We start from the raw sequence: 22443 nt of genomic DNA, 5'->3' as shown, positions 1-22443 counted from the left end.
CGCTCACACCTCCGTTCCGGTCGCGGTGGTGACCCCGGCCCGCCGCTGGTAGTCCCGGACCAGTGCCACCCGCTCCGGCCCGCGTGGCCGCCGCCCGGGGCGGATGTCGGCGGAGAACGCCTTGCTCTCCTGGATGTGCGAGTTCGGGTCCAGTGAGATCGAGGTGAGTTCGTTGGCCGCGTCGCCCCGGCTGTAACCGTTCGGTCCCCAGTGGAACGGCAGGCCGATCTGGTGCACCACCCGCCCGTCGACGCGCAGCGGCGCGACCCGCTCGGTCACCAGCACCCGGGCCTCGATGGCGTTGCGGGCGGTGACGATGGTGGCCCAGCCGCAGTGCACCAACCCGCGTTCGGCGGCCAGCTCGGGGGAGACCTCGCAGAAGAACTCCGGCTGCAACTCCGCCAGGTACGGGGTGTGCCGGCTCATCCCGCCCGCGGTGAAGTGCTCGGTGAGCCGGTAGGTGGTCACCACGTACGGGAAGGTCTGCGCGCCGCGCTGCGACCCGTTCGGGTGGTACTTGTTCTGCTCGTGCGGCCGGAGCAGCCGGGCCGGGTTGCGCTGCTGGCCGTAGAGCGGATTGTCCATGGGGGAGTCCTGCGGCTCGTAGTGGGCGGGCAGCGGGCCGTCCGAGACCCCGGTCGGCGCGAAGAGCCAGCCAAGCCCGTCGGCCTGCATGATGAACGGGTCGGTGCCGCGCAGCGCGGCGACGCCCCGGGCGCCCTCCGGCGGCAGGTAGTCCGGCGGCTTGGTCGGCTCGAAGTCCGGTACGTCGTAGCCGGTCCACCGGCCGGCGTCGGCATCCCACCAGACGTACTTCTTGCGCTCGCTCCACGGCCGCCCGTCCGGCCGGGCCGAGGCCCGGTTGTAGAGCAGCCGCCGGTTCGCCGGCCAGGCCCAGGCCCACTCCGGGGAGACCCAGTGCTGCTCCTCGGCCGGCTTGCGCCGGGCAGCCTGGTTGATCCCGTCGGCGTACACCCCGCAGTAGATCCAGCAGCCGCAGGCCGTCGACCCGTCGTCGGCGAGTTCGGTGTACGTCGACAGTGGCCGTCCGTCGGCGTTCCAGCCGTTGATCTCGGCGAGCACCGCCTCGGCGTCCGGTTCCGCGGTCCGGCCGAGCGTCGGGTAGTCCCAGGTCAGGTCGAGGATCGGCCGGTCTTTCGGATCGGTCGAGCCGGCCAGTTTCTGCCGGATGATCCGGCCCAGGTGGTACATGAACCACAGGTCGCTGCGCCGGTCGCCGGCCGGCTCGACCGCCTGGTGGTGCCACTGGAGCAGCCGGTTGGTGTTGGTGAAGCTGCCGTCCTTCTCGGTGTGCGCCGCCGCCGGCAGCACGAAGATCTCGGTGCCGATCCGTTCGGTGGCGAGTTCGCCGGAGGCGATCTCCGGCCCGTCCTTCCACCAGGTGGCGCTCTCGATCATGGTGAGGTCCCGGACGACCAGCCAGTCCAGCTTGGCCATGCCGAGCCGCTGCATCCGGGCGTTGGCCGAGCCGACGGCCGGGTTTTCGCCGAGCAGGAAGTAGCCCTTGCAGGTGCCGCCGAGCTGCTCCAGCACGGTGTCGTAGTGCGAGTGGCTGCCGGTCAGCCGGGGCAGGTAGTCGAAGCAGAAGTCGTTCTCCGGCCGGGCCGCCGCCCCCCACCACGCCTTGAGCAGGCTTACCGTGTAGGCCCGCATGTTCGCCCAGAACCCCTTGCGGGCGGCGTCGGCGATGATGAAGTCGGCCAGGGTCTGGGTCTTGTGCGCGTGCGGCATCGGGATGTAGCCGGGCAGCAGGTTGAACAGCGTCGGCACGTCGGTCGAGCCCTGGATGCTGGCGTGCCCGCGCAGCGCCTGGATGCCGCCGCCGGGCCGGCCGATGTTGCCGAGCAGCAGTTGCAGGATGCTGGCCGAGCGGATGAACTGGGAGCCGTCGCTGTGCTGGGTCCAGCCGACCGCGTAGACGAACTCGCTGGTCCGCTCGGGGCCGGAGTTGTCGACCAGGTGCCGGCACACCTGTGCGAAGACCTCCGGCGGGATGCCGCAGATCCGTTCCACCATCTCGGGGGTGTAGCGGGCGAAGTGCCGCTTGAGGATCTGGTAGACGCAGCGCGGGTCGGACAGGGTCGGGTCCTGGCGGGGCTGGCCGTCCAGGGCGGCGCTGCCGGAGCCGAACTTCTCGCCCCGGCCGGCGCCGTGCCCGTCGTGCTCCGCCGACCGCCTCGGGTCGTCCTGGAGGCTGCGCCCGGCCGCCACCCGTGCCTCGAACTGGCTGTCCCGCTCGCCGGTCGCCGAGACCAGTTGCACGCCCTCGTACTGCCAGCTCTCCTCGCGGTAGGTGTGGCTGTCCGGGTCGAAGCCGGAGAAGAGCCCGTCCAGGTCCTCGGTGTCCCGGAACCGCTCGTCGACGATGGTCGAGGCGTTCGTGTACGCCAGCACGTACTCCCGGAAGTCCTTCCCCTCGGTCAGGACGTGGTTGATGATCCCGCCGAGGAACGCGACGTCGGTGCCGGCCCGGATCGGCACGTACAGGTCGGCCAGCGCGCTGGTCCGGGTGAACCGGGGGTCGACGTGGATCACCGTGGCGCCCCGGGCCTTCGCCGCCAGCACCCACTGGAAGCCGACCGGGTGCGCCTCGGCGAAGTTGGAGCCCTCGATCACGATGCAGTCGGCGTGCTGGAGATCCTGCATGAAGGTGGTCGCACCGCCGCGCCCGAACGACGTGCCGAGGCCGATCACCGTGGAGCTGTGGCAGACCCGGGCCTGGTTCTCCACCTGGATCACCCCGAGCGCGGTGAACAGCTTTTTGATCAGGTAGTTCTCCTCGTTGTCCAGGGTGGCGCCGCCGAGGCTGGCGATGCCCATCGTCCGGGCCACCCTGACGCCCTCGTGCTCCTCCTGCCAGGTTTCCCGCCGGGTCCGGATCACCCGCTCGGCGATCATCTCCATCGCGGTGTCGAGGTCGAGATCCTGCCACTCGGTGGCGTACGGCGGCCGGTAGCGCACCTTGTCCAGCCGGCCCGAGTCGGTGGTCAGTTGCAGCGTGGCGGCGCCCTTCGGGCAGAGCCGTCCCCGGCTCACCGGCGAGTCGGGGTCCCCCTCGATCTGCACCACCCGGTCGTCCGAGACGTAGACGTTCTGCGCACAGCCGACCGCGCAGTACGGGCAGACCGACTTGACCACCCGGTCGGCGTCGGCGGTACGGGCGCGCAGGTCGGCGCTGTGCCGCGACTTCACCGACGCCGCCCGCCCGGCCCGGTCCGGACCGGTGAGCTGGCGCCAGACCGGCCACGAGCCGATCGGTAGACCGCGCACCTGCGCCTCCTGTCGTCGAGGGCCGCCCACCACCGGCACATCCCGCGGGTGGCGGCCGGTTCGTCACCGGTCCGGTCGAGCCAGCCCGTCGGCCCGGGCCCGGTCCCGCATCCAGTCGTGCACCTGCCGCGACGACATCGGGTTGACCTCGCGCGGATTCACCAGGACCTGGGTGCGGGACGGCAGGACGCCGGGGCGCTGCCGTTGCGCCCGGGTCACCGTGCTGCCGCCGTCGGCCGGGATCCCGGTGCCGACCAGGTACGCCTGCCCGGCCGGGATGCCCAGCTCCGCGCCGATCTCCTGGTAGCTCCGGCCCAGGCCGACCAGGTGCAGCACGCTTTCCTTGCTCGCCACGCCGCCCCCGCTCACCATGCCGACCGGTACCGACCGACCGGTCGACCGCCAACCACCGACAAGCCTCTCATTTCGCCCAGGTCGCCGGAGCCGGTTTGTGCTCCTCGCACCGCGACGGGTGGTGGCCGGACATGACGCAGGGCCGCTCCCCGGCACCGTCGGACGGGAAGCGGCCCTGCGTGCCCGGTCAGTCGGCCAGCGGGGTGTGCCCGGCCGGCACGGTCTCGTCGGCGCGCGGAGGTGGTGGCGGGGTGCCGTCGCCGAACGGGCGGCCGCCGAGCGCCTCCCGGCCGTGCGGGTCCAGCCAGTTGCGCAGGTCCGGCCCGAGCGGCACGATCCCGGTCGGGTTGATGTCCCGGTGCACCTCGTAGTAGTGCCGCTTGATGTGGTCGAAGTCGATGGTGTCGCCGAACCCGGGCGTGCTGAACAGATCCCGGGCGTACGCCCACAGCACCGGCTGCTCGGCCAGCTTCTGCCGGTTGCACTTGAAGTGCCCGTGGTAGACCGCGTCGAACCGGACCAGGGTGGTGAACAGCCGGATGTCGGCCTCGGTGATGGTGTCCCCGACCAGGTAGCGTTGCCCCTCCAGTCGGGCCGACAGCCAGTCCAGCCGGTCGAAGAGCCGCCGGTACGCCTTCTCGTACGCCTGCTGGCTGCCGGCGAAACCGCACCGGTACACCCCGTTGTTGACGTCGGCGAAGACGACCGCGTTCACCTCGTCGATCTCCTCCCGCAGCGCCTCCGGATAGAGGTCCGGCGCACCGGGCCGGTGGTACGCCCGCCACTGCGACGACAGGTCGAGGGTGATCTGGGCGAAGTCGTTCGTCACCACCTGCCCGGTCGGTACGTCCACGATCGCCGGCACGGTGATCCCGCGCTCGTACCCGGGGAACCGGGCGAAGAACGCCTCCTGGAGCCGCTCGATGCCGAGCACCGGGTCCCGGCCGCCGGGGTCGAGGTCGAAGGTCCAGCTCCGGGCGTCGTGGGTCGGCCCGGCGATGCCCATCGACAGCACGTCCTCCAGCCCGAGCAGCCGGCGGACGATGACCACCCGGTTGGCCCACGGGCAGGCCCGGCTCACCACCAGCCGGTACCGGCCGGGTTCCACCGGATAGCCGTCCCGCCCGTCGGCGGTGATCCGGGTGGCGATGTAGCGCTGGTCCCGGGTGAACTCCGCACCCTGCTTGACGTAGCTGCCCTGGGTGGTGCTGCTGCCCTCTGTGGTGTTCGACATTCCGCTATCGTTCCCCAAACTTGCCTCGGATCCACCGCCGGAGCGTCCCGAACCCGCCCCTGGAGGGAGTCAGCGGCGCATCAACTCGTTGACCGCCCCGTAGTCCAGGGCGCCGGCGAGGGTGTCGTAACCGCCCGACCCGTACGCCTCCTCGGCGGCCCGCCGGACCACCGCGTACGCGGCCTCGGCGACCGCCGAGCCGAGGCTGACCCGGGCCACCCCGAGCTTTGCGAGGTCGGGCACGGCCGGCGCACCGGGGCCGGCGAGGATGTTGACCGGTGCCGGGATGCCGGCGACCAGTGCCGCCACCGTCTCCGGGTCGACCACTCCGGGCACGAAGATCCCGTCGGCACCGGCCCGGAGGTAGGCGGCCGCCCGGTCGAGGGTCTCCGGCAGCCCGCCGGTACCGCGCAGGAAGGTGTCGATGCGGGCGTTGACGTACAGCGGCACCCCGACCTCGGCCGCGACGGCCCGCGCGGCGGCCAACCGGGCGGACTGGTCGGCGACCTCGCGCAACCCCGGGCCGCCGCCCGGCGCCGCGTCCTCCAGGTTGACCCCGACCGCACCGGCGGCCAGCACCGCGCGGACGGTCTCGGCGACCTGCTCGGGGGTGGTCCCGAAACCGGCCTCGATGTCGGCGGTGACCGGCACCGAGACCGCGCCGGCGACCCGCCCGACGAGCTCGGTGGCGAGGTCCCGGCCGAGGACGTCACCGTCCGGGGCGCCGAGGCTCCACGCCACCCCGGCGCTGGTGGTGGCGACGGCCCGGGCGCCGGCGGCCTCCACTATCCGGGCACTCGCCGCGTCCCACGCGTTGACCAGGACGATCGGGTCGGACGGGACGTGCAGGGAACGGAACAGTTCGGCGCGGCTGCGTTGATCACTCATGCCCGGTAGTCTCCGCCGCCCGGCCGGCGCCGCCGTATTCTTTCAGCTCTGGCTAAAACGACGGGCCTGTCGAACGAAGGGCCTGCCTGGAACGAAGGGTCGACGTGGTCTCCATCGGTCTGCCGGGCGGCGCGGTCGCCCGGATCCGGTTCGCGGTCTCCTGCCTCTGGGAGGTCGTGACCAGCGTCCGGGTGCTGCGCGACGCAGGCGACCACGCCGTGCACCTGCCCTGGGCGACCCGGGTACGCCCCCGGCTCGTCGACGCCGGCCTGATCCCCGCCGGCGGTGCTTTCCCCGGCCCGGTCGGCGGTGCCGGGGCGGCCCAGGGCGGACTGCTCTGGCAGTTGATCCCGGCCGGTCCGCACTACCTGCCCGACTTCCTCACCCCGGCGCCCGAGGGACTGGACCCGGAGCTGGACACCGAACTCGCGGCGCTCCGGGCCACCCCGGTCGAGGTGGTCCGGGCTGACCTCGACGGCTACGCCGGCCGGGACGCCCCGGCGGTGCGGCACCTGCACGCCGACCCGGCCGAGGGGCTGCGCCGGCTCGCCGACGAGATCGTCCGGTACTGGCGGATCGCGCTCGCCCCGGACTGGGCCCGGATCCGGCTGCTGCTCGACGCCGAGGTGCATCACCGGGCCCGACGGCTGGCCGCCGACGGCGCCGCCGGACTCCTCAACGACCTGCACCGGCAGGTCCGGTGGGAGGGGGAGACACTGGCGATCGCCCAGCAGCACTGCACCGCCGCCGACGTGCCGGACGGGGACGGGCTGGTGCTGATCCCGTCGGTCTTCGTCTGGCCGTCGGTGCTCAGCGTCGCGGCCGGCCCGGCGTCGCAGCTCGCGTACCCGGCCCGGGGCATCGCCACGCTGTGGGAGACACCCCGGCAGGCGCCCGACGGCCTGGTCGCGGTGCTCGGCCGGGGCCGGGCCCGGGTACTCGCCGAGATGCGGTCACCGGTCTCCACCACCGAACTGGCCCGGCGTACCGGGCTCTCGGCCGGGGGCGTGTCGCAGCACCTCGCCGTGCTCCGGGCCGCCGGGCTGGTGGCCACGCACCGGACCGGCCGCACCGTGCTGAACAGCCGTACCACGGTCGCCGAGGCGCTGCTCTCGGTGGCCGGCTGATCGCGGCTGTTCCCGGCACCACGTCCGGCAGGGCCCCGTGGTTGGGCTAACCACCCGGGGCACGGGCGGCACGGGACGTACCACCTCCATCGGGCGGGCCTTGCGGGACCGCTCAAGGCACCGCCTCCCTCGTTAATGAGCGGGCACCGACACGCAGACCATTGTGGTGTCCTCAAGGGCCTCGACGACCCCGGGCGCCTGCTCCGGAACGTGCACGAAGTCGCCTGCGCGCACCGTGACGGCGTCGCGCTCGGTGCCCACTCGCAGCGCTCCGCTGAGCACCACCCAGACCTCCGCGTAGGAGGCCGGCAGATCGGCACGCGCCCCCGCGTAGAAGAACGACGTGTAGGCGCTCATCGAGCTGCCGGCGTCTTTGCCGAGGGCGGGTGCGATGAGGATCCGGTCGCCGAATCGGATGGCGTCGTCGCCGATCGCCGAGCTGAACCTGCGGGCCCGCGAGGGCGTGACAGCCATGCCGAAACCTCTCTCCCCGCATAGTGAACCTTTTTCAACCTGGACCGCGCGGCGCTCACGCACCGCGTCCGACCTTGCGGTCCGCCGGACCGCAAGGGGAGGTTGAAAAAGGTTCAGTGGTCAGGCGTCGAGCTCGGTCGCGGCGACGGCGTGCACGGGCGGCGCCTGGATCCCGAGCTGTCGTGCGATGGCCGGGATCTCAGGGTCCGCGAGGAACTTGTCGTAGTCCTTCGCGTCCCAGTCGAAGACGGACCACACCCGGTGCGCGTCGTCGGGATCGAAATAGACCCGGGCGCCCCGGCAGCCGTGCTCCCGCCGCTTCTCCGCGCCGACTGTCTCGAAGACCTCCAGGAACCGATCGGGGTCGGTAATCCTGGCGATGGTGACGATCACTACCTGCTCCTAAGCGCCGTGGACGACTTCCCGCCAGTCGTTCAGAACCATAGAACCTCAACTATCATTGAGGTCAAGTGCTGGCGGCGGCGACCCGAAGAGGGGTCCTTGGACCCGACCATGCTCGACACGCTCAATGCCGTTGCAGTACTCCGGCCGTAGCTGGTTGGTTCGGTGTCTTCGCTGGTAGGGGGCTTGTTTGGCGCGGCACTCGTGTCGACGTCGCCTCGTGGCGTTCACCACCCGATCGCGTCTGCCCCGCCGATCAAGGGGCTCAACGACGCGCCTCCGCACGTCAGGGTGGTTGGTGGCCCTTGTTACGATCTTGGCCGTGCATCCCGATCCCGCACCACCGGGCCGGATCCCGCCCGCCCACGGACGGCCAGCCGACCAGCGATTCACCGGAGGGACTCCCGCCGCGTTCGGTCCGCACGGATTCGGCCCGGCCGGGGCGCCACCGACCGGTTCCGCCCCCTGGGCGGGAGCCTGGACGGCGGGCAAGTCGGCTAGAAGGACGGCGCTGGTGGTGCTGCTCGGCCTGGCTTTCATCGGGCTGAACACCGCCATCGCGTACGCCACTGTCGGGTCGAGGGTCATTTCGATCGTGACGGGACTCGCCTTCTGTCTGGTCTTCATGGTCGTCGTACGTGTCCTACACCGGGCGATGTGGCTGTCCCTGCTCTCGTTCCTTCCCGCCCTGTTCGTACTCGTGGGATCGGTGGGACTCGCCCCCGACCTGGCGCTGGAGAAGCGCGGCGTCCGCCAGGAGGTAACCATTGTCGACGCCGAGGTCGCCGGTAAGCGGCACACGTTCACGCTCCGGGGCGACGATGGTCCGCTCGACGAGCCACTGACCTATCAGGGCAGCAACCCCGGCTACCGCATCGGCGACACCCTGACCGTACTCACCGACCCGGACGGGGTGATCGCGCTCGAGGAGGCCGATCGGGTCGACTCCAGTGCCACCCTGGGGTCGCTGGTCCTCGGTGGCATCGGCTGGACTGTCATCACCCTGCTCGCGGGATGGCGTGGGCACGTCCGCCGTCGGGAAGGCCGGTTCGACACCCTGGTGATATAGCGCGCCGATCCAGCACGAGCGGACGAGCCGCTCCGCGCGTTCCGGAAGGGGCGAACCAGTTGCCAGGAAGGACCCGGAGTGGAAAGACGAGAGCTGAGGGTCGATGGGCGCAGGTGACAGGCGGAGGACCGTGTCGACGATGGCCGTCGCGGTCCTGCTGCTTGCGGCCTGCGGTTCGGCAGGATCGCAGGACATGCCGGCACTTCAGTTCGGCGAGGCGATAGACACGACGATTGCCGGGGTGGCGAAGAACGGCGAGCCGGTCCTGGTCCGCGACCTCACGAGCGTGGAGTGGGACGAGGTCGCGCTCTTCAGCGAGGGTGCAACAAAGCCGGAGATCGAGAACGTGGTCGGCGAGAGTGGCCTGAAGGGCAATCGATACCTGTCGTCGCCCAACCTTCTCGTGTTCCGTGACGCGGGCGAGGTGGTGTCGCTGATCGGGACAACCCCGGACCTGTTCACGGGAGAGTACGGCGTGCTGTTCGGCCCGGAGGCGTTCCTCACCCCTGATGAGGCCCGGGGCGGGTACGTCCGGTTGACTGGCGGTACCTGACGGCAATCGACGTCGCCGGCCGCGTCCTGTCCGAAACGGCACTCAGCCCGGTGCACAACATCGACGCCAATGGCTGGCTTATCGGCGCCGACACAGCACCGATCATGCCGTTCATCCGCGGAAATACCAATGCACGCGGGTACGGCTGGAGCGCTAGGCTGCCCGACGGAACCGACGCCGTACCCGTGGCCCACCGGCGGGTACCGCTGCGAGGAGGCGGCAGGCAATGCCCGGACTGACCTATCCGGAGGCCGGTGCCACCCGCACCGGGCGGCTGCCGGCCGGCTACCGGCACCTGCGCTACCGCGCCGCCCTGCCCCCGGGCGCGTTCGAGGTGGCCGGCGAGGCGGTGCTCTGCTGGCGGATGCACCGGGCCATGGGGGTGCGGATCGAGGCCAGCGCGCCCCGGGCCGAGCCGGGCTGCACGGTCACCACCGGGCTCGGGCTGGGCCGGCTCCGGCTGGCCGCGCCCTGCGAGGTGGTCTGGACGGTACGCGACGACCGGCGGGCCGGCTTCGGCTACGGCACCCTCCCCGGACACCCGGTACGGGGCGAGGAGGCCTTCCTGGTCGAGCGCGCCGACGACGGTGGGGCCTGGTTCACCGTCACCGCGTTCAGCCGACCGGCCAGCCCGCTGACCCGGGCCGCCGGCCCGCTGCTGCCGCTCTTCCAGCGCGGGTACGCCTGGCGCTGCGCGTCGGTGCTCCGCCGGCTGGCCGCCGGCTGAGCGCCGGGGCGGACGACGCGGGGCGGAGGTCGCCCTCGGGTGCGGTGCGGACCGACCCGGGAAGCGTCTGCGGTGCGGACCGACCCGGGAAGCATCTGCGGTGCGGACCGACCCCAGGACCGTTGGCGGTGCGGACGCCAGGACCGTCGGTGGATCAGAACCGGGCGAAGGAGCGGAGCGGCATCCGTGGGCCGAACCGGGGCGCGTGGTGACCGCCGGCCTCCAGCAGCACGCAGACCCGGCCGCGGTGGCCCCGGAACGGCTCCAGCAGGGCCAGCATCCGGGCGTCGTCGCCGCGTACCTCGCCGGCCAGGGCCCAGGCGACCGTGTTCGGGATGTGGTAGTCGCCGACGCTCACCGCGTCCGGGTCTCCGAAGGCGATCCGGACCACCTCGGCGGCGGTCCACGGGCCGATCCCGGCGATGGCGGTGAGCCGGCGGGTCGCCTCGACCGGGTCGGCGCAGCGCTCCAGCCGGTCCGCTTCGGCAGCCGCCCGGCGCAGCGTCTCCGCCCGCCGCTGCTCCACCCCGAACGGGTGGAACACCCAGTACGGCTGGCCGGCGATCACCGACGGCTCGGGCGGGGCCCAGAGCCGGGGCAGCGGGCCGGGGGCGGGTACGCCGAACCGGCGCACCGTCGCCGAGTACGCCCGGAACGCCTCCTTGCCGGTGACCTTCTGCTCCAGGATCGCCCGGAGCAGCCGGGGGAAGATCTGCCCGGTGGCCGGTAGCCGGAGCCCCCGGTGGGTGCTGGCCAGCCGGGCCACCAGCGGGTGACCGGCGGCGAGCCGGTCGAAGCCGGTCAGGTCGTCGCGCAGCCCGGCCACCGCGTCGGCCCGGTCGACCACCCAGCCGCCACCCGGCCCGTAGCCGTCGGCGAGCAGGTCATCCCCGACTCGGCGCAGCGCCAGCGTCCCCGGCCCGTCCGGGGTGCGGGTCGCCCACCAGAACGTGCCGTCGACGAATCGGGCGCAGGGGTCGTGTGCCCCCATCGCCAGCGACCGAACCGAGCCGTCGAGGTGGTAGCGCTCCGGTGGGCGCAACAGCCGGCTCGCGGTCGGCCCGGTTTCGGTCACCGGATCCTCCGGAGGATGCCCCGTCTTGCAAGGCGGGGAGGAATCCGGACTCCGCCAGGAGTGGCCCGGCGGAGCCGGGACGGTCCGAGGGCGAAGCCCGCTGGCCTGCGGCGTGTCGCGTTACTCAAACCTCTCCTCGTGTAAGCATTCGAACATGCGTACGGCGTACAAGTGTCGGGTCTACCCGACCCCCGAACAGGCGGCGGTGTTCAACCGCACCTTCGGCTGCGTACGCCTGGTCTGGAACCGCACCCTCGCCACCCGGCACGTCGCCTACCACCAGCGCGGCGAGCGCACCTCGTACCGACAGACCGACGCCGCGTTGACCGGCTGGAAACAGACGACCGAACTCGCCTTCCTGTCCGAGGTGTCCTCCGTGCCGTTGCAGCAAACGCTGCCGCCACCAGCACACCGCCTACGTTAGCTTCTTCGCCGGCCGCGCCCGCTACCCCCGCTTCAAGTCCCGGCACGGCCGCCAGTCGGCGCACTACACCCGGTCCGCGTTTCGGATCAGGGCCGGCGGGTTGCACATCGCGAAGACCGACGGGCCGCTCGCCCTGGTGTGGTCGTGGCCGGACGTCGACCTGGCCACCCTGGACCCGACGATGGTCGTGATCTCCCGCGACACCGACGGGCGCTGGTACGCCACCCTTGCCGTCGACGTCGACCAGCCCGCCCCGGCGGGTCCAGCCGGTGCCGAGATCGGCGTCGACCTGGGCGTGAAGGACTTCGCCGTCCTGTCGACCGGCGAGCGGATCGCCAACCCCCGACACCTGGAGCGCAAGGCGCGGAACCTGGCCCGTTACCAGCGGCGCATGGCCCGCTGTCAACGCGGGTCGGCGAACCGGCGCAAGGCCAGAGCGAAAGTCGCCGCCGCCCACCGCAAGGTTCGTAACGCCCGCGCCGACTTCCTGCACAAGACCGGCACCTGGCTGGTCCGCTCCGCCGACCTGATCGCCGTCGAAGACCTCGCCGTGAAGAACATGGTCCGCAACCGGTCCCTCGCGAAGGCGATCTCCGATTGCGGCTGGGGCGAGTTCCGCTGCCAGCTCGAATACAAGGCGCAGCGGGCGGGTCGCACCATGGTCGTCGTCGACCGCTGGCACCCCAGCTCGAAGACCTGCTCGGTGTGCGGGCACCTGCTCACCACGCTCTCCCGCGGGACGCGCCACTGGGCGTGTCCCGACTGCGGCACCCGGCACGACCGGGACATCAACGCCGCCAAGAACAACCGGACACTCTGCCACGCATGCGCGGGGGGCCGCAGAGCCCGGAACGGCTGGCCGGGCGCCGGGCTGGCCGGGCGCCGGGGTGGGCAGGCCCGAGCCCGGATACGGAGAACGGCACCGGAACGCCCGTGCGCGTTCCGGTGCCGCTCGGCCTGTAGCGGTGTCAGGTGCGGTCCGACCCGGTCTCCTCCTCTCGGGCTCTCCAGCCGGACTCACCTGGTGGGCGGCGGGGGTGGGGGACCAGTCACCGCCGGATGGTGCGGGTTGTGGCGGGAGCGTTCACACCGCTGCGGCCGCCGGCCGGCCGGAGCCGGCCGGGATCACCGGACGGTGATCCGCACCACGTCGAAGGCCGGCACCTGGTTGGCGCGGGTCATCATCGGGATCCGGTGCGAGCCGTCGCCGGCCCACACCGCGCACTGCGCGGTACCCCGCTGGGTCAGCCCCGGCACGGTCACCGTGACGGTGTCCGGCTGGGCGCCGCCCCGGCCGTCCTCGGTCGCCACGAAGAACGCCGGGACCGGCGCCGGGTCCGGTGCGGTACGGCTGCTGCTCAGCATCCGGCAGGCGGAGTGGAAGTGGCCGCGGACCAGGCCCTCCTCGGTGAGGAAGGAGCTCTCCTTGTAGTAGCCGCCCTGCCCGGCCGGCAGGAACCGGTCCCGGACCAGGTTGCGGGTGCTGACCTGGAGCGTGAACTGCTGGTTGACCCGGACCGAGTTCGGCGCCCGGGTGATCAGCAGGGTCGGGTTCTGCTCCGGGGCGCCGACCTCACCGAATGCGGTGCCGACGCAGCGGGGGCCGTTCTGGAAGCCGTCGTGCGCCGTGAGGTCGCTGTCCGAGCAGTCGGCGCCGAGCGGTTCGAGCGCGGCCGGGTTGCCCGGCGCGGGAGTGCCGCTGGTACCCGGGCTGGGGGTGCAGTTGGTGCCGCCGCTGCCGGGGCGACCGCGCTGGGCCAGGGTGCCCGGCTCCTGCCCGTCACCGGGGTGCTGGATGGCACCGTGGTCGTGGTACGACCGGGTCTGCGGCTTCGCCGCCGTGCCCGGGCCCTCCGCCGCCGCTGAGGAGGACGGGTTCGCCGTGCCCGGGGCGCCGGTCGGGGCGCTCGTCGACGGCGCGGTGGTCGCCGGAGCCGGAGCGGTCGGGCAGGGCTTGGCCGCCGGCGGCCGACCCCGGCCCCACGTGCCGGCGTTCGAGACCTGGGTCACCGTGATGATCGCGCCGAACACGCCCAGCGTGGCCAGTACGGCGATCAGGCGCTTGTTGCGTGGTGGTCGATTCGAGCGCCGCCGTGAGGAGCGGACGGGGGTGTTCTTCACGTGGTGCCACCTCTTCCTTAGAGGGCTCGGTCAGCGAGGTCGGATTTCAGCGGGACCAGGCTGGTGGTGCCGACGGCCAGGAGGTCGTCGGCCGGGGCGGGATGCTGAGCGGGCCATCGACTGCGCGGGCCCGGATGTCCGGCGATCGGCGCGCTGTCGACCCGGCGGGGGTCACCGGGCGCGGCGCTGGCCACGGAGATCGGCGAAGCGAAGGACGATCGTGATCGCCGCGTGGCAACCCGTATATCGTCTCCATCTTCCCGCCTTTCCGAATATTCAGCCGGTAACGGTGCGAAAAAAACCGTACGGAATGCGTTGGCTAAGAGTCAAACCGTGGTAGAGAAGATAGGGATCTCTTGAGGTCCACTTAAAAGGAAATTATGTTTCGGGTGGCGAACCATCGGCAGGGCCGTCGGGTCGGTCGCCGGAGGGTGTAGGTCACACCCCGCACAGCATCCACAGTGGCCGGACAGGCCGCGACGCCGACCCCGGAGCAGGGCCGGCGTCACAGCCGGACAGCGACCGTTGCCGCGCGCCGCGTCCGGGATCACGGCGACGACCGGCCGCGCCTACCCTGGCAACGGCCGGCCGCCGGGTCTGTGGGGCGGCACCGGGTGGTGGACGGTCAGTAGCTCAGCGGCCCCTGTTCCTCTTCCTCGGCGTCGGCCGGCGGCGGGGCGACCGGCTTCGGCGTACCGGTCGGCAGGCAGCTCAGGTTCTTGGTGCCGGTCGGGGTCACCACGAACCAGGTACCGCCGACCCCCTGGCCCTTCCACTCCCCGGGCTTTTTGTCACCGATGTAGCGGTACACCGGCCAGCCGCCGATGGTGATCTGCCGGGTGCCGTCGGGCCGGAGGACCGTGCCGACCTTGTCGGCGGCGACGCCCTTGAGACTCGGCTTGCTGTTCGTGAGCGCGGGTGGCCACACCCGGGCGCACTCGCCGGCACAGGTTGTCGTCGGTGGCTTTGCCGAGTCCCGGTCGAAGCGGTAGAGCACCCAGCCCTTGTCGTCGGTCACCACCTGACCCATCCGGGGGACCCGCTTGCCGACCAGGCCGGCGGTGACGTCCACATCGGCCACCTCGACCGGCTGCGTGGTCGGCTCGGCGGTCGGTTCGGCGGCCGCGTTCGCCGCCGGCTTCGCGTTGCCGGCGGCATTGGTCTCCGGGGTGGTTCCCGCTGGTGCGCAGGCCGTCAACGCGGCCAGCGCCGCGCCGGCCAGAACGACGCCGGTACGCTTCGTCGGTGCCACGTCCCCTCCTCTGCTGGACAGGTTGCCGGAAAGTACGGCCGCCTCGGCCGCCCGGATGAGCTATTTGCAGTGGACAATTTCACAGCGATACGTTGAACTCTTGCCCGGTGCGGGTACGTACAAATCAAGAGCCATCCTGGCCACGTGCTTTCCGGCCGCTCGGCAAACCCCTCGCGATCGGTCCGTGGCCCTATTCGGGCGCGCAATTATCCGAGGCGTGGCGGCGCCGGGACAATGCGTGTCCGGCGCCCCTGGATCGGGTCGGAAAACTCCGGGCCGCGCACCTGCGGTGCCGGCGCGGCCGACTCGGTCAGGCCCGTACGGTGACCAGGGGGTCCACCGAGCCGTCGTCGTCGATCACCTGCACCTGGAGTTGGCCGATGTCGTCCGAGTCGGTGGAGGTGGCGGTCTCCAGCATCAGCGGGTTGGGCTGGGCCGCCGTGCCGTAGCCGCCGGGCGGCACCTTCCAACTGGAGAGGGCCTCGGTCTCCCCGTTCTTGTGGATCAGCACCAGCCGGCACTTCTTGGGACCGGAGACGCCGCTCAGTGCGTACGAGATCCGGGTGCCCCAGGGCGTCGAGCCCAGGACGACCTCCATGCTTGCCCCGCTGTCCGGGTCGGTGGCGGTGAACCGCTCGCCGGTCGGCGCGGGCCGGCCGGTGGCTCCCGGGCTGCTGGTGACCGTGCCGGGACCGGGCGGCTGTGCGGTCGTACCGGGATCGGCGATCCGGGTCCCGGTGAACAGCGCCAGGCCGCTGAGCATCGCCACCAGGACCACTCCGGCCGCGAGGCTGTAGAGCCGGCGGCTGCGGGCCCGCCGCCGGTCCGCGCCGACCGCCGCCGCGACCCGCTCGAAGAGCTGGCCGTCGGCCTCGGCGCGCTCGGCCACCATCAGGTCGTGGCCGTCGACCTCGCCCAGCAGGTCCACCACCGGCAGCAGCGACTCCAGCTCCAGCCCGCACTGCGGGCAGCTCGCCAGGTGCTCCTCGAAGCGCAGCGTGTCCCGCTCGTCCAGGACGCCGAGCGCGTACGACGCGACGTCCCAGTGGATCTCGGCGCTCACTCGGTCACCCCCCGCTCCACCAGGGCCGCGCGGAGTGCCCGGAGCGCGTAGTAGACCCGGGACTTCGCGGTGCCGAGCGGCAGCCCCAACTCCTCGGCCGCCTCCGGCACGGTGCGCCCCCGGAAGTACGTCGCCACCAGCACCTCCCGGTGCGGCTGGCTCAGCGTGCGCAGCGCGTCCGTGATGGTCATCATCCGCAGCACCCGGTCCGTGTCGTCCGACTCGGAGAACGCCTCGAGATCGCGGTCGTACGTCTCGGCGGGGCGGGCCTGCTCGCTGCGGTGGTCGTCGATCACGATCCGCCGGGCGACGGTGACCAGCCAGGGGCGCAGCGACGACTGGCCGTGGGTGCCGAGCCGGTGCGCGTTGCGCCAGGCGCGTAACAGCGTCTCCTGCACGACGTCCTCGGCGCGCTGGCGGTCGCCGCCGGTCAGCCGCAGGACGAACATCAGCAGAGGTTTGGCATGTTCCTCGTAGAGCACGCGAACGAGCTCGTCGGAGTGCCGCGTCTCGGCGGGGGTCGAATTGTGGCGGCCGGCAGCCGGTCGCGATGTCACCGGCCCATCATTCCGTCCGTTTGGCCGCGCGTCGAGACTTTTCCGGTACCGAATTGCCCGGCGTTGCGTGGTGGCGCACATTCGCCCCGGCATGACCGTGTCGCCATACCATCCGCCGGCTACCGCCTGCATCCCACCCATACCTCCGCGTCGAAGGCGCGCGAGCCGGCCCCCCGCCTGGGGCCCGGTCCATCCCGCCGCCGAGAAGTACGGATTCCGGCCCGGGCCGGATCAACGCAGCTCGGAGAAGTTGTGCCGGGGCGTGCACTCCCAGCGATGTTCGTCCGATGTGTCCGGCTAGATGGCGATGTTGAAGCTGCCCGGCGGGGGTGGCGCGGAGGGCCGCGCGGCGGCGTCGGTGACCACCCGGGCGCCGTCGGCGAAGCGGTCCAGGTCGGCACCGGCCAGCACCCGGCCGGGAAACCAGTCTCCGGCGGTGCGCCGGACCAGTTCCGGCACCGGCAGTTCGGCCCGGCTGCCGGCCAGCACCAGGTTGCCGTACCGGCGGCCGCGCAGCACCGCCGAGTCCGCGATCAGGCAGACCTCGGGGAGTACGGCCCGGACGGTGGCGACCTGGGCGCGGGCGTACCGCAGCGGCGGGCCGTCCGCGACGTTGACCAGGTGCACGCCGCCGGGGCGCAGCACCCGGGCCGCCTCGGCCGCGAACTCCACTGAGGAGAGATGTGCCGGGGTGCGGGCACCGGCGAAGACGTCGGCCACCACCACGTCGTAGTCGCCGTCCCGGATCGTGCCGAGCACCTCGCGGGCGTCGCCGACCCGGACCCGCAGCCGGGGGTCGGTCGGCCAGGGCAGTTTCTCGCGGACCAGGTCGACCAGGGCCGCGTCGATCTCGACGACCCGCTGCGTCGAGCCGGGCCGGGTGGCCGAGAGATAGCGGGGCAGCGTCATCGCCCCGCCGCCCAGGTGCAGTACCCGGAGCGGCTCGCCGGCCGGCGCGACGAGGTCGAGCACGATGGCGATCCGGCGGACGTACTCGAATTCCAGGTGGGTCGGGTCGGCGAGATCGACGTGCGACTGCGGCGCCCCGTCGACCAGCAGGGTGTACGAGCCCGGCCGGTCCGGGTCCGGGCGCAGCTCCGCCAGACCGCTCGGCACCTTCACCGCGAACGCGTCGGCCCGCCGTTTCCGTCCCACGGGTGAAGTATGGCCGCCGGGCCCGCCGGTCCGGGCGGGGGTCGGCGGAAGGGGTCCTGCCACACACCGCCCGGTCAGCGGGTGTAGGCCGGCGGGGCGGCCCGGGTGGTGGCCAGGGTCAGGGCGCGGTGCAGCAGCCGGCCGTCGCCGAGCCGGGCCCGCAGCCGGCGCTCCAGCCCGGCGATCGGGATCAGGTTCTGCGGGGCCCGGGGGTCCTTGTAGGGCGTGGAGGCGAACCTCGGCAGCGTGACCAGGGAGAGGTTCGCCAGCTCGATCGCCTGCTGCTCGGCCAGTTCGGCCGAGCACTCCACCCGGACGATCCCGGCCCACGGGCCGCGCCCGGAGCCGGGTAACCGCAGATACCACGAGTAGCCGCCCCAGGCCGTACCGAGCCGGAAGACCGGGGAGCGTTCCCGGGCGGCCAGCCCGGTGACCAGCGCGGTGTGCCGGGCGTCCAGGTATTGGCTGTGCTGGGTCTTGATGTAGCCGAGGGTGCGCGGCAGTTGCCGCCGGCTGCGCAGCGGGCCATCCACCACCAGCAGGTCGCCGTCGTCCCGGACCGCGCCGGAGACCTTCACCTCCAGCGCGGTCAGCGGCCCCTGGACCGCCGCCGGCAGCTTGCTCAGCTCACCGGTCCCGCTGAGCCGGTGTACGGCGTACCGGATCTGCCCGGCGACCACGTCCTGCGCGGACGGGCTGGCGGTGAAGAGTCCCCGCTCCACCTCGGCACCGGCCAGCTCGGCGGCGCCCCGGCGCAGGTCGCACCGGACCACCCCGGCGGCGTACGAGGCGGCCAGGCCGGGAAACGAGCTGCCGTCCGGCTCCTCGGTCCAGACGCTGGCGTCGATCCGGCGCACCCCGTCGACCAGCAGCACCACGTCCGGCGGCTCGATCGAGTCCGGTGCGGTGAGCGGGCGCCACTCGTCGGCCGGCAGCTCGACGTCGGTCTGCACCTGGGCGCTGCTCGGCGCCGCCGGACCACCGGCCGCCTCGAACGAGGCACCGTAGGCCGGATCCCAGGCGTCGACGAAGAGCCGGGCGCTCACCGGCCCGTCCGTTCCACCCGGGAGCTGCGGGCGTCCTTGCGTACCTCGAAGCGGACCGGAATCCGTTCGGCCAGCGCCGGTACGTGGGTGACCACCCCGACCATCCGGTCGCCCCGGGCGGCGAGGTTTTCCAGAGTCGCGGCGACGGTGTCCAGGGTGGCCGCGTCCAGCGTGCCGAAGCCCTCGTCGAGCACGATCGACTCCAGGCTGGCGGTGGTGGTCGACAGCCCGGCGAGCTGTTCGGAGAGCGCCAGCGCCAGCGCCAGGGAGGCCTGGAAGGTCTCGCCGCCCGACAGCGTCCGGACCGCCCGGCGCAGCCCGGCGTCGTGGTGGTCGAGCACGAAGAACTCGCCCTTGTCGTGCGCCAGATCGTATTGCCCGTCGGTGAGTTCGCGCAGGATCCGGGAGGCGCCGTCGACCAGCATGTCCAGCGCCTCGGCCAGCAGCCAGCGCTCGAAGTTGTTGGCCCGCAGGTGCCCGGCGAGCGCCTTGGCGACCCGGGACTCCCGCTCGTGCCCGGCCCGCTGTTCGGTCAGTTTCCGGGCCTGCTCCCGGCGCTCGACCAGGCGGCGCTGCTCGGCCTCGGCCCGCTCGACGGCGACCACCGCCAGCCGGACCGGGTCGGCGTCGGCGGCCGGCCGGTCCAGCCCGACGGCGGTGAAGAGCGCGGCGATCCGTCCGGCCGCCGCCTCGACGCCGCCGTGCGCCTCGGTCACCGCCGAGGCGGCGTCGGCCCGCCGCGCGCGCCGCTCCTCGGTGGCCCGGGCCGCCCAGCCGGCGAGCCCGGCCCAGGCGGCGGTCACGTCGGCCCGGTCGGCGGCCGGCGGGCCGAGCCGGGCCACCCCGTCCCGGACGGTGTCGAAGGCGTGCCAGGCGCCGCGCAGCCGCTCCTCGGCCGCCTCCACGCCGGCCCGGGCCCGCCGCGCGGCCTCCCGGGCCGCCCGTACCGCGCCGCCGGCCGCCTCCAGGTCGCGCCGGAGCCCGGCGAGCAGTTCGAGCTGTTCGCGCAGTGCGGCCGGGCCGGGGGAGTCGGCCAGCCGGGCGTCCAGGTCGGCCAGCCGGGCGGTGAGCTGTTCGTGCCGGGCCCGGGCCTGGTCGAGGGTGCGTTCCAGGTCCCGGGCGGCCCGGTCCCGCTCGGCGACCAGCCGGCTGGCGGCGTCGGCGGCGGCCCGGGCGGCCTCGCCGGCCTGCTTCGCGGCGGCCACCGCCGAGCCCGCCGGCAGCGGCGGCACCTCGGTCACCGGCTGGGTGCAGACCGGGCAGGGCGCGCCGGCGTGCAGGTGGGCCCGGAGTGCCGCCGCGCGGTCGGCGGTCTGCGCCTCCTGGTAGGCGGCCCGGGCCGCGTCCAGCTCCGCACCGGCCCGCTCCGCGTCGGCCCGGGCCGACGCCAGCGCGGCCACCGCCGCGTCGTGGTCGGCACCGGCCGAGTCCAGTGCGCCGGCCAGCGTCGCCGCCTCGCCGGCCACCTGCTGGCGTTCGGTGTGCGCCTGTTGCAGCAGCCGCAGCGCCGCCGGGTCGCCGGCACCGGCCAGCTCGCCCCGGAGCTTCTCCTCGCGTTCCTCGGCCACGGTCACCGCCGTCGCCGCCTCGGTCGCCGCCTCCCGGGCGGCCGTGACCGCGTCGGCGACCACCGCCAGGTCCCGGGGCGGCCGGACCCGGGCCAGCTCGGCGAGTTCGGCGTCGAGCGCGGCCAGGGCGCGTTCCGCCTCGGTCGCGGCGGTCCGGGCGGCCCGCAGCTCGGGTACGGCGGCGTCGACCCCGTCGGCCAGCTCGCGCATCGCGTCGACCCGGGTGGCGGCGGCCGCCAGCGCCTCGTCGTCGATCCCGGTGAGCCCGTCGAGTACCCGGTCGACGGCCTCCAGTGCGGCGTCGGCCCGGCCGGCCCGGGCGGTCGCCCGCTTCTGCACCTCCTCGTAGACGCCGAGGCCGAGCAGGTTGACCAGGATCTGCTGCCGGGTCGCCGGCTTGGCGTGCAGGAAGTCGGCGAACTGTCCCTGTGGCAGCAGCACGCAACTGGTGAACTGCTCGTACGGCAGCCCGACCGCCTCCAGCACCGCCTCGTCCATCTCGGCCGGGGTGCCGGCGACCACCTCGCCGAGGTCTTCCGGGCTCAGCCCGGTGTCCAGCTTCGTCACGTCGAAGCCGGGCGGCATCAGTTGCAGCCCCGCGTTGCCGGTCTTCACGTTGCCCCGGCTGTCCCGCCGGACCACCCGGGTCGCCACGTAGCGTGCGCCGGCCGACTCGAAGACCAGCCGGACCCGGGCCTCGTTGGCCGACGGTGCCAGCGCGTTGGCGATGCCCCGGGCGCCGCCCCAGCGCGGCACCGTGCCGTAGAGGGCGAAGCAGATCGCGTCGAGCACGCTGGACTTGCCCGAACCGGTCGGCCCGACCAGGGCGAAGAAGTCCGCGTCGGTGAAGTCGACGGTGGTGGCGTCCCGGAAGGCGGTGAAGCCGGCCAGGTCGAGCCGGAGCGGACGCACTATTTGGTCGCCTCCTCGTAGAGCTCGTCGAACAGTTCGCGTACCCCGTCGTCGGCCTGGCCCCGGCTGGTCAGGTAGTCGCCGAACAGCTCCCGGGGGGAGCGCCCGGCCCGCTGTGCGGCCCGGCCCGCACCGGCGGCCGGCAACATCTCCGGGTCGATCCGTACCTCTAGGGCCCGGGGCAGCAGCTCCTGCACCTCCTCGCGCAGCCCGGCCCGGGGCGCCTCCCGGACGTAGACCCGCAGCCAGGCCGTGCGGTCGTCGACCTTCGCGAGTTCGGCCAGGGTGCCGCGTACGGTGCGCAGCGGCGCCGCCGCCGTGATGGGCACCTCCCGGACCCGGGCGGCCGTCCGGGTGCCCACCTCGACGATGCTGACCGAGGGGCGGTTCTCCTCCTCGCCGAAGTCGACCGCGAGCGGGCTGCCGCTGTAGCGGATGTGGCACGGCCCGAGCACCTGCTGCGCCCGGTGCAGGTGCCCCAGCGCCACGTAGTGCGCCCCGCTCGGAAAGACCGAGGCCGGTACGGCGTAGTTGAGCACGGTGTGCGCCTCCCGCTCACCGCCGCCGGTCCGGGCGCCCACCACGGTCAGGTGCCCGGTGACCAGGTGCACCCGGTCGGGGGAGTCGAAGCTCTCGGTCAGCCGCCCGAGCACCCGCCCGACGTGGTCCGCGTACGTCTGCACCGCCTCGGCGGCGGTCAGCTCGTACATCTCGACGGCCCGGACCGCGTACCGCTGGGAGAGGAACGGCAGCGCGACCAGCCGCCACGCCTCGCCGTCGGCGGTGCTGCCGTCGATGACGTGCTCGGCCGGGTTGTCCCGGACGCTGCCCCGCAGCGCCACCCCGGCGGCCTCGGCCCACGGGCGCAGCGCGTCCAGGGCCGGCCCGTTGTCGTGGTTGCCGCCGATCGCCACGACCTGGGCGCCGGTGCGGCGCAGCGCGGAGAGCGCCCGGGTGACCAGCCGGGTCGCCTCCGGGGTCGGCGCGGCGGTGTCGTAGAGGTCACCGGCGACGATCACCAGATCGGGGGACTCGGCCTGGGCGACCTCGACCACCTGGGCGAGGGCGTCCCGGTGCTCGCCGATCCGGGACTGTCCCTTGAGGACCTTGCCGACGTGCCAGTCGGAGGTGTGCAGGATCTTCACGGCTCG

The 22443-nt window shown here is 73.1% G+C and carries 20 protein-coding genes; 5 read left to right on the top strand and 15 right to left on the bottom strand.

Going from position 1 to position 22443, the window contains the following annotated elements; all coding sequences use genetic code 11:
* Window positions 1-3: 3 nt before the first annotated feature.
* From fdh to AAH979_RS19595, 4 genes are all read right to left on the bottom strand, one after another.
* Window positions 4-3291, bottom strand: a complete 3288-nt coding sequence (gene fdh / locus AAH979_RS19610) for a formate dehydrogenase (RefSeq protein ID WP_346259572.1) — start codon at window positions 3289-3291, stop codon at window positions 4-6.
* A gap of 63 nt (window positions 3292-3354) precedes the next feature.
* A complete protein-coding gene (locus AAH979_RS19605) occupies window positions 3355-3645 on the bottom strand; it encodes a hypothetical protein (protein WP_346259571.1) in 291 nt (96 codons plus the stop codon).
* Between the two features lie 187 nt (window positions 3646-3832).
* On the bottom strand, window positions 3833-4879 hold the full coding sequence (locus AAH979_RS19600; RefSeq protein WP_346259570.1) for a glutathione S-transferase C-terminal domain-containing protein: 1047 nt from the start codon (window positions 4877-4879) through the stop codon (window positions 3833-3835).
* A gap of 69 nt (window positions 4880-4948) precedes the next feature.
* Complete coding sequence (locus AAH979_RS19595; protein WP_346259569.1) at window positions 4949-5767, bottom strand: isocitrate lyase/phosphoenolpyruvate mutase family protein; 819 nt, start codon at window positions 5765-5767, stop codon at window positions 4949-4951.
* Window positions 5768-5871: 104 nt separating this feature from the next.
* Between AAH979_RS19595 and AAH979_RS19590 the strand changes: the two genes are divergently transcribed.
* Window positions 5872-6894 (top strand): winged helix-turn-helix domain-containing protein, encoded by a 1023-nt coding sequence (locus AAH979_RS19590; RefSeq protein ID WP_346259568.1) that lies wholly within the window; start codon window positions 5872-5874, stop codon window positions 6892-6894.
* 132 nt (window positions 6895-7026) lie between these two features.
* On the opposite strand, the gene AAH979_RS19585 is transcribed toward AAH979_RS19590, so the two are convergent.
* Window positions 7027-7368: a hypothetical protein gene (locus AAH979_RS19585; RefSeq protein WP_346259567.1), complete on the bottom strand. Its 342-nt coding sequence runs from the start codon at window positions 7366-7368 to the stop codon at window positions 7027-7029.
* 120 nt (window positions 7369-7488) lie between these two features.
* Window positions 7489-7761 carry a hypothetical protein gene (locus AAH979_RS19580; protein WP_346259566.1) on the bottom strand — a complete coding sequence of 91 codons (273 nt, stop codon included), beginning with the start codon at window positions 7759-7761 and terminating at the stop codon, window positions 7489-7491.
* 523 nt (window positions 7762-8284) lie between these two features.
* Between AAH979_RS19580 and AAH979_RS19575 the strand changes: the two genes are divergently transcribed.
* The 3 genes from AAH979_RS19575 (at window position 8285) to AAH979_RS19565 (ending at window position 10119) form a co-directional block, all read left to right on the top strand.
* Window positions 8285-8839, top strand: coding sequence for a hypothetical protein (locus AAH979_RS19575; protein WP_346259565.1), 555 nt, complete (start codon window positions 8285-8287; stop codon window positions 8837-8839).
* A 139-nt stretch (window positions 8840-8978) separates the two neighbouring features.
* Window positions 8979-9392: a hypothetical protein gene (locus tag AAH979_RS19570; RefSeq protein WP_346259564.1), complete on the top strand. Its 414-nt coding sequence runs from the start codon at window positions 8979-8981 to the stop codon at window positions 9390-9392.
* A 226-nt stretch (window positions 9393-9618) separates the two neighbouring features.
* Window positions 9619-10119 carry a DUF1990 domain-containing protein gene (locus AAH979_RS19565; protein ID WP_346259563.1) on the top strand — a complete coding sequence of 167 codons (501 nt, stop codon included), beginning with the start codon at window positions 9619-9621 and terminating at the stop codon, window positions 10117-10119.
* 154 nt (window positions 10120-10273) lie between these two features.
* Here the strand turns inward: AAH979_RS19565 and AAH979_RS19560 are convergent, their stop codons facing one another.
* Window positions 10274-11194 (bottom strand): DNA-3-methyladenine glycosylase 2 family protein, encoded by a 921-nt coding sequence (locus AAH979_RS19560; RefSeq protein WP_346259562.1) that lies wholly within the window; start codon window positions 11192-11194, stop codon window positions 10274-10276.
* A gap of 154 nt (window positions 11195-11348) precedes the next feature.
* Here AAH979_RS19560 and AAH979_RS19555 point away from each other — a divergent pair, with 154 nt between their 5' ends.
* A complete protein-coding gene (locus tag AAH979_RS19555; RefSeq protein WP_346259561.1) occupies window positions 11349-11618 on the top strand; it encodes a helix-turn-helix domain-containing protein in 270 nt (89 codons plus the stop codon).
* 1125 nt (window positions 11619-12743) lie between these two features.
* On the opposite strand, the gene AAH979_RS19550 is transcribed toward AAH979_RS19555, so the two are convergent.
* From AAH979_RS19550 to AAH979_RS19515, 8 genes are all read right to left on the bottom strand, one after another.
* The gene (locus AAH979_RS19550) at window positions 12744-13739 is read right to left on the bottom strand and encodes a Pecanex-like protein 1 (RefSeq protein WP_346259560.1); all 996 of its coding nucleotides are present in this window, start codon (window positions 13737-13739) and stop codon (window positions 12744-12746) included.
* 625 nt (window positions 13740-14364) lie between these two features.
* On the bottom strand, window positions 14365-14991 hold the full coding sequence (locus tag AAH979_RS19545) for a hypothetical protein (RefSeq protein WP_346259559.1): 627 nt from the start codon (window positions 14989-14991) through the stop codon (window positions 14365-14367).
* A 310-nt stretch (window positions 14992-15301) separates the two neighbouring features.
* Window positions 15302-16054, bottom strand: a complete 753-nt coding sequence (locus AAH979_RS19540) for a zf-HC2 domain-containing protein (protein WP_346259558.1) — start codon at window positions 16052-16054, stop codon at window positions 15302-15304.
* Window positions 16051-16743: a sigma-70 family RNA polymerase sigma factor gene (locus AAH979_RS19535; protein ID WP_346259557.1), complete on the bottom strand. Its 693-nt coding sequence runs from the start codon at window positions 16741-16743 to the stop codon at window positions 16051-16053. The genes AAH979_RS19540 and AAH979_RS19535 overlap by 4 nt, the downstream gene beginning before the upstream one ends.
* 165 nt (window positions 16744-16908) lie before the next feature.
* Window positions 16909-17766, bottom strand: a complete 858-nt coding sequence (locus AAH979_RS19530; protein WP_346259556.1) for a fused MFS/spermidine synthase — start codon at window positions 17764-17766, stop codon at window positions 16909-16911.
* A gap of 74 nt (window positions 17767-17840) precedes the next feature.
* The gene (locus tag AAH979_RS19525) at window positions 17841-18812 is read right to left on the bottom strand and encodes a hypothetical protein (RefSeq protein ID WP_346259555.1); all 972 of its coding nucleotides are present in this window, start codon (window positions 18810-18812) and stop codon (window positions 17841-17843) included.
* Window positions 18809-21292 carry an SMC family ATPase gene (locus tag AAH979_RS19520; RefSeq protein ID WP_346259554.1) on the bottom strand — a complete coding sequence of 828 codons (2484 nt, stop codon included), beginning with the start codon at window positions 21290-21292 and terminating at the stop codon, window positions 18809-18811. The genes AAH979_RS19525 and AAH979_RS19520 overlap by 4 nt, the downstream gene beginning before the upstream one ends.
* The gene (locus AAH979_RS19515; protein WP_346259553.1) at window positions 21292-22437 is read right to left on the bottom strand and encodes an exonuclease SbcCD subunit D; all 1146 of its coding nucleotides are present in this window, start codon (window positions 22435-22437) and stop codon (window positions 21292-21294) included. The genes AAH979_RS19520 and AAH979_RS19515 overlap by 1 nt, the downstream gene beginning before the upstream one ends.
* Window positions 22438-22443 lie beyond the last annotated feature (6 nt).

This window comes from Plantactinospora sp. ZYX-F-223, from assembly GCF_039649625.1.
In the GTDB taxonomy this organism is placed as follows: Bacteria; Actinomycetota; Actinomycetes; order Mycobacteriales; family Micromonosporaceae; genus Plantactinospora.
The sequence above is the reverse complement of the archived record's forward strand: the minus strand, read 5'-3'. Positions and strand labels throughout refer to the sequence as shown.

Coding starts and splice junctions, on each gene's coding strand:
- AAH979_RS19565 (WP_346259563.1), top strand. CDS start 9,619: ATGCCCGGACTGACCTATCCGGAGGCCGGTGCCACCCGCACCGGGCGG.
- AAH979_RS19595 (WP_346259569.1), bottom strand. CDS start 5,767: ATGAGTGATCAACGCAGCCGCGCCGAACTGTTCCGTTCCCTGCACGTC.
- AAH979_RS19555 (WP_346259561.1), top strand. CDS start 11,349: ATGCGTACGGCGTACAAGTGTCGGGTCTACCCGACCCCCGAACAGGCG.
- AAH979_RS19585 (WP_346259567.1), bottom strand. CDS start 7,368: ATGGCTGTCACGCCCTCGCGGGCCCGCAGGTTCAGCTCGGCGATCGGC.
- AAH979_RS19570 (WP_346259564.1), top strand. CDS start 8,979: ATGGCCGTCGCGGTCCTGCTGCTTGCGGCCTGCGGTTCGGCAGGATCG.
- AAH979_RS19535 (WP_346259557.1), bottom strand. CDS start 16,743: ATGCAGGCGGTAGCCGGCGGATGGTATGGCGACACGGTCATGCCGGGG.
- AAH979_RS19600 (WP_346259570.1), bottom strand. CDS start 4,879: ATGTCGAACACCACAGAGGGCAGCAGCACCACCCAGGGCAGCTACGTC.